This window comes from Pseudomonas sp. AP42 (assembly GCF_001728935.1).
GTDB classification, from domain to species: domain Bacteria; phylum Pseudomonadota; class Gammaproteobacteria; order Pseudomonadales; family Pseudomonadaceae; genus Aquipseudomonas; species Aquipseudomonas lactis.
In genome coordinates this window covers 31,155-44,454 of the sequence record NZ_LYSO01000029.1, presented here as the reverse complement: position 1 = coordinate 44,454, position 13,300 = coordinate 31,155, and the positions used below count along the sequence as shown (strand labels likewise).

16 protein-coding genes are annotated in these 13,300 nt (G+C 60.8%); 4 read left to right on the top strand and 12 right to left on the bottom strand.

Annotated features, from left to right (window positions below):
• Positions 1 to 91: 91 nt before the first annotated feature.
• From A7K61_RS13410 to A7K61_RS13390, 5 genes are all read right to left on the bottom strand, one after another.
• Positions 92 to 385: a hypothetical protein gene (locus A7K61_RS13410; protein ID WP_069557748.1), complete on the bottom strand. Its 294-nt coding sequence runs from the start codon at positions 383 to 385 to the stop codon at positions 92 to 94.
• A gap of 318 nt (positions 386 to 703) precedes the next feature.
• A complete protein-coding gene (locus A7K61_RS13405) occupies positions 704 to 1,315 on the bottom strand; it encodes a LysE family transporter (protein WP_044273940.1) in 612 nt (203 codons plus the stop codon).
• Positions 1,316 to 1,591: 276 nt separating this feature from the next.
• On the bottom strand, positions 1,592 to 2,074 hold the full coding sequence (locus tag A7K61_RS13400; RefSeq protein ID WP_044273938.1) for an arsenate reductase ArsC: 483 nt from the start codon (positions 2,072 to 2,074) through the stop codon (positions 1,592 to 1,594).
• An 11-nt stretch (positions 2,075 to 2,085) separates the two neighbouring features.
• Positions 2,086 to 3,369: an arsenic transporter gene (locus A7K61_RS13395; protein WP_044273936.1), complete on the bottom strand. Its 1,284-nt coding sequence runs from the start codon at positions 3,367 to 3,369 to the stop codon at positions 2,086 to 2,088.
• A 19-nt stretch (positions 3,370 to 3,388) separates the two neighbouring features.
• The gene (locus tag A7K61_RS13390; RefSeq protein WP_069557754.1) at positions 3,389 to 3,745 is read right to left on the bottom strand and encodes a metalloregulator ArsR/SmtB family transcription factor; all 357 of its coding nucleotides are present in this window, start codon (positions 3,743 to 3,745) and stop codon (positions 3,389 to 3,391) included.
• 177 nt (positions 3,746 to 3,922) lie between these two features.
• On the opposite strand from A7K61_RS13390, the gene A7K61_RS13385 reads away from it, so the two are divergent.
• The 4 genes from A7K61_RS13385 (at position 3,923) to A7K61_RS13370 (ending at position 5,739) form a co-directional block, all read left to right on the top strand.
• Positions 3,923 to 4,138, top strand: a complete 216-nt coding sequence (locus A7K61_RS13385; RefSeq protein ID WP_003191339.1) for a hypothetical protein — start codon at positions 3,923 to 3,925, stop codon at positions 4,136 to 4,138.
• Between the two features lie 71 nt (positions 4,139 to 4,209).
• Positions 4,210 to 4,905 (top strand): AzlC family ABC transporter permease, encoded by a 696-nt coding sequence (locus A7K61_RS13380; RefSeq protein WP_047710922.1) that lies wholly within the window; start codon positions 4,210 to 4,212, stop codon positions 4,903 to 4,905.
• A complete protein-coding gene (locus A7K61_RS13375) occupies positions 4,902 to 5,213 on the top strand; it encodes an AzlD domain-containing protein (RefSeq protein WP_047710921.1) in 312 nt (103 codons plus the stop codon). Before A7K61_RS13380 ends, A7K61_RS13375 begins: the two co-directional genes overlap by 4 nt.
• Positions 5,214 to 5,385: 172 nt before the next feature.
• Positions 5,386 to 5,739, top strand: coding sequence for a hypothetical protein (locus A7K61_RS13370; RefSeq protein ID WP_069557747.1), 354 nt, complete (start codon positions 5,386 to 5,388; stop codon positions 5,737 to 5,739).
• A gap of 148 nt (positions 5,740 to 5,887) precedes the next feature.
• Here the strand turns inward: A7K61_RS13370 and A7K61_RS13365 are convergent, their stop codons facing one another.
• From A7K61_RS13365 to A7K61_RS13335, 7 genes are all read right to left on the bottom strand, one after another.
• Positions 5,888 to 6,592 (bottom strand): YoaK family protein, encoded by a 705-nt coding sequence (locus A7K61_RS13365; RefSeq protein ID WP_069557746.1) that lies wholly within the window; start codon positions 6,590 to 6,592, stop codon positions 5,888 to 5,890.
• Positions 6,593 to 6,661: 69 nt separating this feature from the next.
• Positions 6,662 to 8,296, bottom strand: coding sequence for an ABC-F family ATP-binding cassette domain-containing protein (locus A7K61_RS13360; protein WP_069557745.1), 1,635 nt, complete (start codon positions 8,294 to 8,296; stop codon positions 6,662 to 6,664).
• A 124-nt stretch (positions 8,297 to 8,420) separates the two neighbouring features.
• Positions 8,421 to 9,470 carry a DNA topoisomerase IB gene (locus A7K61_RS13355; RefSeq protein ID WP_069557744.1) on the bottom strand — a complete coding sequence of 350 codons (1,050 nt, stop codon included), beginning with the start codon at positions 9,468 to 9,470 and terminating at the stop codon, positions 8,421 to 8,423.
• Between the two features lie 74 nt (positions 9,471 to 9,544).
• Entirely contained in the window at positions 9,545 to 10,624 is a 1,080-nt protein-coding gene (gene modC, locus A7K61_RS13350; RefSeq protein WP_047710916.1) for a molybdenum ABC transporter ATP-binding protein, read from the bottom strand.
• A gap of 5 nt (positions 10,625 to 10,629) precedes the next feature.
• Positions 10,630 to 11,310, bottom strand: coding sequence for a molybdate ABC transporter permease subunit (modB, locus tag A7K61_RS13345; protein WP_044273925.1), 681 nt, complete (start codon positions 11,308 to 11,310; stop codon positions 10,630 to 10,632).
• Entirely contained in the window at positions 11,311 to 12,063 is a 753-nt protein-coding gene (modA, locus tag A7K61_RS13340; protein ID WP_069557743.1) for a molybdate ABC transporter substrate-binding protein, read from the bottom strand.
• A gap of 112 nt (positions 12,064 to 12,175) precedes the next feature.
• Complete coding sequence (locus tag A7K61_RS13335) at positions 12,176 to 13,240, bottom strand: nitronate monooxygenase family protein (RefSeq protein ID WP_069557742.1); 1,065 nt, start codon at positions 13,238 to 13,240, stop codon at positions 12,176 to 12,178.
• Between the last annotated feature and the right edge of the window lie 60 nt (positions 13,241 to 13,300).

The window sequence follows — 13,300 nt, the reverse complement described above, 5'->3', positions numbered from 1 at the left end:
GTTAGTTAACTAACGTGCAGCGGGCTACTACTGGACCTGTTCATAACGAACTCCAGGGTCATCAATAAGAAAGTTGTTGTTTCCAGCCAGCTCAGGCGGCGCGAGCGCTCAGGTAAAGACCGAACAGCAAGCGCGCTTGCGCCAGGTTGAAAACCTGGGGTCTCTGTGGGTCTAGAGGGTCGGCGTGATCCCAGTGCTGCATCAGGTGGCCGCTTTCAGGGCAGATACGCCAGTGCGCCAGCGGCGGGGCCGGGCGTACTTGAGGGGAGGGTATGGCAAAGGTCGAGCGGGTTGGCGAAAAGCCCACGGGTGCTCGGCACAGCTTGGCGCGCAGGGCTGCGGCCAGGGTGCGTGGATCGGGCAAAACAAGGAGTTGGAAGGTCATAACACACCTCGGGACCGGACGGGCGACCGGTGAGGCAGTTACGGTGGAGCATCAAGCTCTAGCGCAGCTTACCGGACCTGGAACGCGAGTCCTGTCATATTCTGGGTTTGGCGCCCGATGCCCGCAGAGGCGGTGCTCGGACAGCGACTAGATACTGTGTCCATTGGCTTCTTTTGTGAGGTTTAAAAAAGGCCCCAGTTGCGGGCACGGGCAATCTACTCAGGGCGTCAGTGAATGTCAACGTATGATTAATTAAATTATCCGGTGTTCAGAGTTCGTTCAGATAAGAGCCGCGCGTAAGTTGTAGGTTGAATAACTTCATATACCTTGCGCGGCGAGTAGCGCCAGATAGATCAATACTAAACCGCAGGCCGCATAACTCACGCGTTGCCAAGTCGGTGATGCGTTTTTGCGCAGCAGGTTTACCAAGGCGGCAGTGAGAAAACACGAGAGCACCGACGCCAACATGAAGCCGGCAAAAAACATCAGGGTCTGCCCGTGGCTGGGGGTGGTACCGACAATCCCCGACAGGGCGCTGCCCAGGGCGCCCCAGTAGACAATATTTTTCGGGTTTGCCAGGGAAATCGCCGCGCCCACCGCCAACGCATTTTTGCCTGAGCTGGCAGGGGCGTTGTCGGTTGCGGGCAACTGCCAGGCATCAATCAGGCTGCGGATGCCCAACCAGGCCAGGTACAGCGCGCAGATGATTGTGAGTGGTACCCGCACTGCATCATGCTGGATCAGCAGTGCGATACCGGTGAGGCCAATCACGGCCCAGACGGCGTCGCCCACCAGCGAGCCGAATTGCACCAGCAAGGCCGGTGTGAAGCCATGGAGCAAGCCGCGGCGCAGGGTCTCTGCCAGTACGGCGCCGGGGGAAAGGCAAAATACGAAGCCGAATACCAGCGCATAAACAAAGATCGACAGCATGCTCAGCTCCTTTCGAGAAAGTGCCAGAGCATACGTCAGTCCGAGAGGGGGATACCACGTCCTCTGTAGGAACGTTCGCGATGGCGGTATGTCAGCGACTGAATCTTTAACTGAACCACCGCTTTCGCAGGCAAGCCAGCTCCCACATTGGCCATGCATTGCCCACAGAATCAGCGCCCCCTGTAGGAGCGAGCTTGCTCGCGAAAAGCGTCAACGATAACGCGCGTTTCCTGAATGAACGCAGTGCCTATGGGTTTTTCGCGAGCAAGCTCGCTCCTACAAAGGCTGTGGTGTTGAGGCAATGCGGTCGACTTCAGCCTTCAATTCATCCGGCGACAAACTCGCAAAGGGCAGCGCAAAAAATGCCTCGCAGCGTGCAGCGATAATGTCGAGGGTGGCTTTGAATGCCGCTTCTACTTGCGCCTCATCACCCTGTACCACGGAAGGGTCTTCCAAGCCCCAATGCGTCTTCACTGCTGGGCCGAAATACACCGGGCACGCTTCACCGGCCGCTTTATCGCACACGGTGATGACCACATCCGGCGGGCTGTCTTCAAAGGCGTCATTGCCTTTGCTGTACAGGCCGTCAGTGCTGATGCCCGCCGCCTGCAACGTGGTCAGGCTGCGTGGCAGCACCTGCCCCTTGGGGAAGCTGCCAGAGCTGACCGCCTCGAAGCCCGACGGTGCCAAGTGGTTGAACATCGCCTCGGACAAGATGCTGCGGCAACTGTTGGCGGTACACATGAACAGGACTTTCATGGGGCGTTCCTTTAGAGGCTCAGGCGCAAGGCGAGGGCGGCGAGGGTGATCAGCAGCACGGGCAAGGTCAGCACGATCCCGACCTTGAAGTAGTAACCCCAGGTGATGGTGATGCCTTTGCGCGCCAGGATATGCAGCCACAGCAAAGTGGCCAAACTGCCGATGGGGGTGATTTTGGGGCCCAGGTCGCTGCCGATCACATTGGCGTAGATCATCGCGTCCTTGACCACGCCCACGGCATGGCTGGACTCGATGGACAACGCGCCAATCAGCACGGTCGGCAGGTTATTCATGGCCGAGGAGAGCAGCGCCGTCAGCACCCCGGTGCCCATGGCCGCGCCCCATATACCGTAGCTGGCGAAGGTGTCGAGCCAGGTCGCCAGATAGTCAGTCAGGCCGGCGTTGCGCAGGCCATACACCACCAGGTACATGCCCAGGGAAAAAATCACGATCTGCCACGGGGCTTCCTTGAGGACTTTGCGCGTGGAAATCTGATGACCTTTGGCAGCAATCACCAGCAGCAACACCGCACAGGCCGCCGAAATCGCACTGATGGGAATGCCCAGCGGTTCCAGGGCAAAACAGCCAACCAGCAGAATACCCAGCACCCACCAGCCGGCGCGAAAGGTCGCACGGTCATGAATGGCACTGGCGGGGTCATCCAGATCGGCCGGGTCGTAGGTCTGCGGAATATCCCGGCGGAAAAACCACAGCAGCACCGCGAGCGTGGCGGCGACACTGACCAGGTTCACCGGCACCATTACCGCGGCGTATTCATTGAAGCCAATCTTGAAATAGTCCGCCGAGACGATATTCACCAGGTTCGACACCACCAGCGGCAGGCTCGCCGTGTCGGCGATAAACCCCGCACCCATGACAAAGGCCAGGGTTGCCGCCGGAGAGAAGCGCAAGGCCAGCAGCATCGACATCACGATAGGCGTCAGGATCAACGCCGCACCGTCATTGGCAAACAGCGCCGATACCAGCGCACCCAGCAGCACCATATAAGCAAACAACCGCCGCCCGCGTCCACGGCCCCAACGCGCCACATGCAGGGCCGTCCAGGCGAAAAAGCCTGCCTCGTCCAGCAACAAGCTGATGATGATCAGCGCGACAAAGGTACCGGTGGCGTTCCAGATGATGTGCCACACCACCGGGATGTCCGCCAGGCTGATCACTCCGCAGGCCAGCGCCAGGATCGCGCCCAGGGTGGCACTCCAGCCGACGCCCAGGCCCTTGGGTTGCCAGATGACCAGCACGATGGTGACGAGGAAAATCGCAATTGCGACAAGCATGAATAAACGCTCCGATGGCTCAGCAGCAGGTGCTGGCCCGTTGTGGTCGGTCGCCCATTGCATTCAGACGCAGTGCGTCGTCCTGCAACCATGGCTGGTTGGCTTGTAGGGTGGTGTCCAGCACCTGAGTGACCCAGGCGGGCAGTGCCGGATTGATGCGGTAGTAGATCCATTGCCCTTGACGACGGTCCACCAGCAGGCCGCAACTGCGCAATTGCGCGAGATGGCGGGAGATTTTTGGCTGGCTGTCGTCCAAGGCATGGATCAACTCACACACACAAAGTTCGCCCTCGCGCAGGATCAATAAGGTCACCCGTGTACGGGTGGCATCGGCCAGGCACTTGAACAGGATGGGAGGGGAGAAGAGATCTGACACGGTCAAGGACTTTTCAAGCAGAGATATTCGAATATATGTATTTCCATATATGTCGGTCAAATCTTGTTTCAGTTGATATGGATCAAACGCCTGTGAAACCACCACAACTGTTTGAAATTAAAATGAAACACAAATGTCCTAACGTGCCTGCCCATTGCTGATGAAGGAAGACCCCGCGTGACCCGAGCCACCCGCAACCTGCGCAAGACCCTGGATTCCGTCGCGGAAAATAACGAAACCGCGGCGTTCGACCTGATGCGCGCCGTGGAAAAACTCGGCGATGAAGTGCTGCGCCAACGCCTGCTCAATACCATCCACCGGCTGAACCAGGATGCCTACGAGTTGCGCGAGGCCCGGGATTCGGTGGAGCAGGTGTCGGTCAAGCTCGCCTGAGCAAGATCGTTCAAGACACGCCTTCGCTGGTGCTGGCATGCTTGTCGACTGTCTGTCGATGAGCCGTTTCCATGCCCACTGCATTACCTCATTACGCCTTCACCCGCGGCGCCATCGCCGTCATTCCCTTGTCCTTGGCCTGTGCGCCCTGGGGGTTGCTGGCCGGCTCCATGGCCATCGACGCGCAATTTACCCCGCTGCAAGCCCAAGGTTTGTCGGCCATTGTGTTTGCCGGTGCCGCACAATTGGTGGCCATCGGCATGGTCAAGAGCGGTGCCAGCCTGATTTCCATCGTGCTGACCACCTTGCTGCTTACATCCCAGCATCTGCTCTATGGCATGCACATGCGTCCTACACTGTCTTCGCTCAACACCCGCTGGCGCATGAGCCTGGGGTTTTTGTTGACCGATGAGTTCTTCGCCCTGGTCAACCACTACGACCGCGAGACCTTCAATCGCTGGTACGCCTTGGGCGTCGGCCTGACGTTTTACCTGATCTGGAACCTCTTCACCCTCGCCGGCATTGTGCTGGGCAAAAGCATCCCCGGCCTTGATCAATTGGGGCTGGAGTTCTCGATTGCCGCGACCTTTATTGCCTTGATCACCCCCGTGGTGCGCGACGTGCCCACGGTGGTATGCGTTGCCGTGGCACTGCTGAGCTCGGTCTGGTTGAGTTATCTGCACTGGGAATCTGCGGTGGTTGTCTCGGGCGTGCTGGGGATGAGCGCGGGGTTTGCCTGTAAACGGCTGGGAGTGGGGCAACGATGATTTACCTGATGATTGTGGCCATGGGCCTGGTGGTGTTCTTCAACCGTTACCTGTTTATCGAGCCACGCTTGCCGGTACGGCTCAATCGCGGCGCGCGTGAATTCCTGGGCTTCGCCGTGCCGGGCATGCTCACCGCGATCTGCGGGCCGATTATTTTCCTGGCGGACCATCAGCTCAACCTGAGCCCGACCAACCCTTACCTGCTGGCCGGCATCTGCGCCGTGGCGTTGATGTACTGGACGCGCAGCGTGTTGACCACCGTGCTATTGAGCATGGCGCTGTTCTATCTGCTGCGTTGGTGGTTTTGACACCCGGGCAAAAAAAAGCCCGCGGGGTGGCGGGCAGAAGGGAGACTTCTAAAAAATGAGCCTGGCCACTATAGGCGGCGTGTTGGCTCTTCACAGTGAAACAAAGTTCATGGGCGCGTCAGTTGGCCTCGGCACAATGGTAGAGTCACGGTTTTTCCAAGGAAGCAATGCCATGCACAAAGTGGTAATGGGCGCATTGATACTGGCGGCCCTGGCCGGTTGCGCCGGTTCGAAGATGAAAGAGGCGCGCGCAGGCAGCCCTTACAAAACCCTGGCGTCAGATAAAGCCACCCTGGTAGTTGCCCAGTGCATCCAATTCGGCTGGCAGGATGAAAGCGTGTTCGGCGTCGACGCAGGTGGCTTCAAGGAAGCGACCGAGGCGGGTGGTTTTACGGTGTATACCACCGGTGGCGATTACTTTGTCGATGTACTCAGCACCGGCGCGGGTTCTACGGTCAACTACTATGCAGCACAGGACACTATGCCGGCCAAACGTCGCCTGGCAGCACTGGCCACTTGTCTGTAAGTCGGTTGCCTTAGTCATATTCCGAAATGCCTGGCGGGACAGCCGCTGGGCATTGGCCTATGATTCACGTGCTCGTTCGACGTGATGGCTCTTTACCGGTACACGGATGTCGAGGCTTAAACGTCGAACGAGCTCCTCCACCCCAACCTCACCGGGGCATGAAACCCAAGTGCCAGCGTCGCGGAATCAACAGTGTCACCACCCCTAAAGCTCCGGCCAACGCACCACTGACCCACAGTGCACGCAGGCCCATCTGCTGTTCCAGCAGGGCGCCTATCACCGCGCCGATAAACATCCCGGCCCACGGAATCAGTTGCACGCGCCAACCATTGCGGCGCTCGCCCAATAACCAGCGGCCCAGCCCGCGACCAAAACGTGACAGCGCCCCAGTAACGTAGGTCAGTCCCACCGGCAGCCCGTTCACCTCTTCGACGGCCGCGTTGAGCATGCCCATGGCAATAATGGCCGCGAGCAACGCGGGTAAGGTGTCGGTGGCAGGCCACAACGCCGCAGCGCAGAGCAAGGCACCGATGCACAGCAATAAGGGCAGCGCATGGCGCTTGCTGAAACGGCTGACCAATACGCCCAAGGCATTGCCGACCACGAAGGTGGCGACCAACAACACCAGCCGCCCAGTGAGCCCCAGGTCGCCCGCACTGATGGCCACCGCCAGGCGCGTGGTGTTACCACTCATGAACGAGACGAAATCGCCGCTGGCCATGAAACCGATCGCATCGGTCATGCCCGCCAGCACCGACAGGCAGGCCACCAGCATCAAGCCCACCCGCCCGCGCCAGCGCTGTCGATGGGCGAGCGTGGCATTGGTGTAAGGCTTGCGGGACGAAGGCAGCATGGGGCTGGTTTCCTCGGTGAGATTATCCGGCCACTACCGTAGGGCGCTTTGCCTGTCCGCGCAATGACCTCAGACACGCTCCAGTTGCCAGCCGGTGGCGCGCCACGTCAAATGGTGAGTCGGCTCGATCGCCTGCAAGAATGCCTCGTCGTGTGATACGGCCAGCAGCGCGCCGGTAAACCCCTTCAGTGCCTGCTCAAACGCCAGCACCGATTCCAGGTCCAGGTGATTGGTGGGCTCATCCAACAGGAGCAACTGCGCCGGTGTTTCACGCCACAAGGCTACCGCCATCGCGGCTTTCAAACGCTCGCCGCCGCTGAGTTGCCCTACCGGCTGCGTGACCCGCAGCGCGTCCAGCTGCAACAACGCCAGGCGTGTGCGCAGTTCGGCTTCGGCCAATGGCGTATCGAGCAAGTTGAGTTGTTCGACCAGGCTGCGTCGGTCGTCCAGCAGCGCCAGGTGCTGATCGATATAGGCGCTGGGCACCGCGACGCTGCATTTGCCACTGACCGCCCGCCAATGGCCCGCAAGCAGTTTGAGCAAGGTCGATTTGCCGCAACCGTTCGGCCCACGTACGGCAACGCGAGCCGGGCCTGTCAGGTTGAGCGTCAGGTAGCTGGCGGGTGCCAGGGGATCAAGCCAGGGTAATTGCGCCTGTTCCAGCACCAGCACCTGGCGGCCATTCGGGACGGTTGAGCCTGGTAATGCGAGCAGTGTGGGCGTCTCATCCGCCACGCGCTCGTAAGCTTGGCGCACTTGGGCGTCGAGTTGGTTTTTGTGATCGTGATGGGCACTGCGTACCGTGCTGACAATCTCCTTGGCTGCGCTTTTCCAGCGGGCCTTGGTAAAACGGTCGACGTTGGCGGTCTCGGCCTGTTTACGTGCGCGTGCGGCGTGGCGCTGCAGGTCGTCGTGGTCTTTTTTCAGGCGCCGACGTTCGCGGCTGCGGGCCAGACGCGCCTGTTCCCACGCGGCAATCGCGGCCTGCTGGTGAGTATCGCGTTGTTGGCGATAGGCATCGTAGTTGCCGCCATAGGCCTGAATGCCCAGAGGCGACAGCTCGATGATGCGGCCCATGGCGTTGAGCAGTTGCCGATCATGGCTGACCACCACCAGCCCGCCGCGCCAATCGCGCAACACATGCAACAGCCAATCGCGCCCGGCAGCGTCAAGGTGGTTGCTGGGTTCATCCAGAATCAGCAACTGCGGCGCCGCCAACAACGCCCCGATCAGCGCAACCCTGGCGAGTTGGCCGCCGCTGAGTTGATCGGCCGGGGTACTGGCACTGAGGGTTGGCAAACCCGCTGCATCCAGCGCCTGGCGCAGGCGTTCGGCGAGGTCCCAGCGGTCGTCGATCAGCGCCAGGTCACTGACGCGTGCATCGCCCCGGGCCATACGCTCAAGGGCAGCCAAGGCCGCGGCAGTTGCGGTGATATCGGCGATGGTTTGCCCTGCTTGAACCGCGATGGCCTGGGGCACATAGGCAACATGGGCCGGTTTTTTCAACGTGCCGGAGGAGGGCAGCAGCACGCCGGCCATCAACTTCGCCAGGATACTTTTGCCCCGTCCATTGCGCCCGACGATACCGGTAGGCGTTTGATCAATGGACAGGTTAACGTCGGCCAGCAAGGTTTCGCCATTGGCGAACTGGAAAGACAGGTGTTGCAGGGAAACAAGCGCGGGCAGCCGTTTGACGTCAGTCATCAGCACCTCCAAAAAAATGTCGAACAGGCCAACAAGCGCGCCAGGCGGCTCGTTGCAGATACATTTTGGAAGGCTTAGATGTTCACGTCGGCGGTCATCCCGTGAGTCAGAAGGGAGGCAGAGCCTAACCCACCTTAACTTTTCGCGGCAAGTCTTCGGCGAGTTTTTCCAGGAACATCGCCAGCGCGACTTCTTCGGCTTTCAAGCCTTTGCGCACCCGCGGCTTGGGCAGCTTCGACAATTGGCCGAGGCTGAAATGCTCGAGCACCGCCGGATGGATATAGCACTTGCGGCACACCGCCGGCGTGTTGCCCAACTGCCGGGCGACATCCTTGACCATCGCCACCACATGCCGCTTGGCGTCGGATTCAGGCTGCCACGCCAATTCGCGCAACACCGCCAGCGCCATCGCCGTGCCGGCCCAGGTGCGGTAGTCCTTGGCGGTAAAATCTTCGCCGGTCAGACGGTGCAGGTAGTCGTTGACGTCCTGGGAGCTGACGGTATGCCGCTCACCGTCTTCGTCCAGGTACTGGAACAGGTTTTGCCCCGGCAATTCCATGCAGCGCTTGACCACCCGGGCCAGGCGTCGATCCTTGACGCTGACTTGGTGCTCCACGCCACTCTTGCCACGAAACTGAAACTGGATCTCGCTGCCTTTGATGTCCACATGGCGGTTGCGCAGGGTGGTCAGGCCGTAGGATTTGTTTTCGCGCGCATATTGGGTATTACCGACGCGGATCAGCGTGGCGTCCAGCAACATCACGACCGTGGCCAATACCTTTTCGCGGGTAAACCCGGGCTCGGCGATTTGCGCTTCGAGCTGTTTGCGCAACTTGGGCAAGGCGGCGCCAAAGGCCTGCAAGCGCGAATATTTGTCGCTGTCGCGCACTTCGCGCCAGCGTGGGTGGTAACGGTATTGCTTGCGGCCACGGGCGTCCCGGCCGGTGGCTTGCAGGTGGCCGCGAGGGTCGGCACAGATCCACACGTCGGTGTAGGCGGGCGGCACCGCCAAGGCGTTCAGGCGTTTTATTTCGTCCGCGTCGGTAATGCGCTCGCCCTTGGCGTTCAGATACTGGAACTTGCCTCGCACTTTTTTACGGCGGATGCCGGGCTGGGTGTCATCCACATAATGCAGGTCGCGGGGCAGGTCGGCGGGTAACGAAGAGTCAGGCATGGGGCGGGTTCCTTGGCAACAAATCAGGCCGGTATGTCTGATTGACCGCAGCGCCCTGCGGTCGTGCCAAATGCTTAAGCCAGTACCGCCACCGCCTTGATTTGCGCCCACAGCGTCTGGCCCGGATGCAGTTGCAACTGGTCGTGTGAGAAGCGCGTGATGCGTGCCAGCAAGGGCGTGCCGCCGGCGTCGAGGCGCACCAGCACGTGGGCGCTGTTGTCCGCGCCAATAGTCTGGGTGACGGTCACCGGCAAGCGGTTGAGGATGCTGCTGTGTTCTTCGGCCTGCAGGCTCAGGCTCACATCCCGCGCCTGGACCTTGACCCGCAGCGGTTTGCCCACCGCCAGCGGGGCATGGGCCACGCGCATCTGCAACGGGCAATCGGGCAGTTCCAGGGTGAGCAACTGATAGTGCGCATCGTAGGCAACGACGCTGCCTGCGATCACCACGCCGGCATCGTCGCCCAGCGCCAGGGGCAGGTCGAGACGCGCCAGAGTTTCGCCGATAGGGCCGCTGGCCAGGGCCTTGCCGTCGCTGAGCAAGACGATATGGTCAGCCAGGCGCGCCACTTCGTCCTGGGCGTGGCTTACGTAGAGCACCGGGATATCCAGCTCGTCGTGCAGGCGTTCCAGGTAAGGCAATATCTCGCTTTTGCGCTGGCTGTCCAGGGCCGCCAGCGGTTCATCCATCAATAACAGCCTGGGGCTGGTAAGCAAGGCGCGGGCGATGCCGATGCGCTGGCGCTCGCCGCCGGACAAGTGTTGCGGATGACGCTCAAGCAAGTGTCCGATGCCCAACAGTTCGGTGGCCTGGGCCATGTCCACGCGCCGTTGCAGACGAGGGATACGTTTGAGGCCGAACTCCAGATTGGCGCGCACCGACAGGTGAGGAAACAAACTCGCCTCCTGAAACACATAGCCCAGGGCGCGTTTATGCGGCGGCACAAACAGCCCTTTGCGGCTGTCTTGCCACACCTCGTCGTTGATTTGCACAAAACCGTGTTCGGCGCGTTCCAATCCGGCGATGCAGCGCAGGCACGTGGTCTTGCCGGAGCCAGAATGCCCGTACAGCGCGCTCACGCCACGGCCGGGCAATTGCAGGTCCACATCCAGCGTGAAGGCGGAGTACTTCAGGTGCAGGCGTATATCCATCATTGCGATCAGCTCCAGCCCATTTTGGTTTTACGGCTGGAGTAGAGCGCCAGCAACACGAGAAACGCGAACACCACCATGGCGCCGGCCAGCCAATGGGCCTGGGCATATTCCATGGCTTCGACGTGGTCGTAGATCTGCACCGAGACGACACGGGTCTTGTCCGGGATATTGCCGCCGATCATCAGTACCACGCCGAACTCACCGACGGTATGGGCAAAGCCCAGGATCGAGGCGGTGATAAACCCAGGGCGTGCCAGCGGCAGGATCACCGTGAAAAACGTGTCCCACGGGTTGGCGCGCAAGGTCGCGGCCACTTCCAGCGGGCGCGTGCCGATGGCCGAAAACGCATTCTGCAACGGCTGCACCACGAAGGGCATGGAGTAGATCACCGAGCCAATCACCAGCCCGGCGAAACTGAAGGTGAGGGTGCCCAGGCCCAGCCACTGGGTGAACTGGCCGACGTAGCCGTTGGGCCCCATGGCCAACAGCAAGTAAAAGCCGATGACCGTTGGCGGCAACACCAACGGCAGCGCGACCACTGCGCCGATGGGGCCGCGCCACTTGGAGTGGGTGCGCGACAGCCACAGGGCAATCGGTGTGCCGATGATCAACAGGATCAGGGTGGTCAGTGCGGCCAGCTTGATGGTCAACCAGATCGCAGAAAAATCAGCACTCGACAGGGGCATTTACAGCTCGTAACCGTAGGATTTGATAACGGCAGCCGCTTTCGGGCCTTTGAGGTAGTCCACCAGGGCCTTGGCGGCGGCGCTGTCCTTGCCCTTGTTGAGGATCACGGCGTCCTGTTTGATCGGGTCATGCATGGCGGCCGGGACAATCCACGCCGAACCGCTGGTGACTTTGCCGTCCTTGTAGATCTGCGAGAGGGCGACAAAGCCTAGCTCGGCGTTGCCGGTGGAAACAAACTGATAAGCCTGGGTGATGTTCTGGCCCTCGACGAGCTTGTCCCTGACCTTGTCAGTCAAGCCTTCTCTGGCCAGCACTTGGGTGGCGGCTAAGCCGTAGGGTGCAGCCTTGGGGTTGGCGATGGACAAATGCTTGAACTCATTTTTCTTCAGCACCTCGCCCTTGGCATCCACATAGCCGTCTTTGGCCGACCACAGCGCCAAGGTGCCGACCGCGTAGGTAAAGCGTGAACCCTTGACGGTAGCGCCTTCGCTTTCGAGTTTTTGCGGGGTGGTGTCATCGGCGCTGAGGAACACCTCAAATGGCGCACCGTTCTTGATCTGGGTGTAGAACTGCCCGGTAGCACCGTAGGCCGCGACCAGTTTATGGCCGGTGTCTTTCTCGAAGTCGGCGGCAATCGCCTGGATCGGGGCGGTGAAGTTGGCGGCCACGGCCACCTGCACTTCATCGGCATGGGCCGTACCCAAGGCAAAGGCGGCAAGCAGGGGGGCCAGGCGCGAAACGCGGGTCATCATGAAGCAACTCCTTAAAGGTGTACGGCAGGGTGTAGGAAAGAGGGCTTACCGCTATGTATGGGAATATATAGCGGTTGGCCATTGCCGGTACAGTGCCAAGTTGCTGCTCAGATCAGCCGCGGGTGAGTTTGCTCAAGCTGTGCTCGGCTAATTGGCGTGTCAGGTCATAGGTGGACAGGTCTTTGCCCAGCCTCAGGGCCTGGCCTGCCCACAGGTTGCTGAAACCGGCTTCATCCTTGGCCTTGAGCGGCATTAACGCGCCACCGGCTTTAGGAAACGCCGGCGCCACCGGGTTGATGGCGCCGAGTTCACGCATCACGCGGTTGACGATGCCCCGCGCCGGGCGGCCGGTAAACAGGTTGGTCAGCGCGGTTTCGCTGGCCTGGGCATGGCGAAGCGCGTGGTGATGGGAGGCGCTTACAGTGGCTTCGGGCGTGAACAGGTAGGCCGTGCCGATCTGCACGGCCGAAGCGCCGAGGGCAAGGGCCGCAACGATGCCACGCGCATCGCCGATTCCGCCGGCGGCAATCACCGGCACGCTGACCGCGTCGACAATCTGTGGCAACAGCGCCATCAAGCCGATCTGGCTGTTGAGGTCATCGCTGAGAAACAGACCACGATGCCCACCGGCTTCAAGGCCCATGGCGATAATCGCGTCGCAGCCGTGCTGTTCCAGCCACACGGCTTCTTCGACGGTGGTGGCCGATGACAGCACCTTGGCACCGGTGGCTTTTACTCGGTCGAGTAAGGACTTCTCTGGTAGGCCAAAGTGAAAACTCACCACTTCTGGCCGAAATTCTTCCACCACCTGGCAGGCTGCGTCGTTGAACGGCGCGCGGTTGGACAACGGGGTTGGCGCATCGAAGTCGACGCCCAGTTCATGGTAGTAAGGTTGCAGCAAGGCCTTCCAAGCCTGGTCCCGCGCTTCATCGCCATCGGGCGGTTGATGGCAGAAGAAGTTGACGTTGAGCGGCGCGTTGCTGGCCTGGCGAATGAGGGCCAAGGCGTCGCGCAGTTGCTCCAGGCTCAAGGCTGCGGCGGGCATGGAGCCCAGGGCGCCGGCTTGCTGGGCGGCGATGACCATGGCGGTGGTCGTCGCGCCAGCCATCGGCGCCTGGATGATCGGCACCTCAATGCCCAACAGGTCAAGAATGCGGGTGTCTGGCCAGGTGCTCATCGGGTGCGTCTCCAGCGTTAGTCGGGCTTTTCGCTGTTTTAGCAGGGCAATCGGCACCCG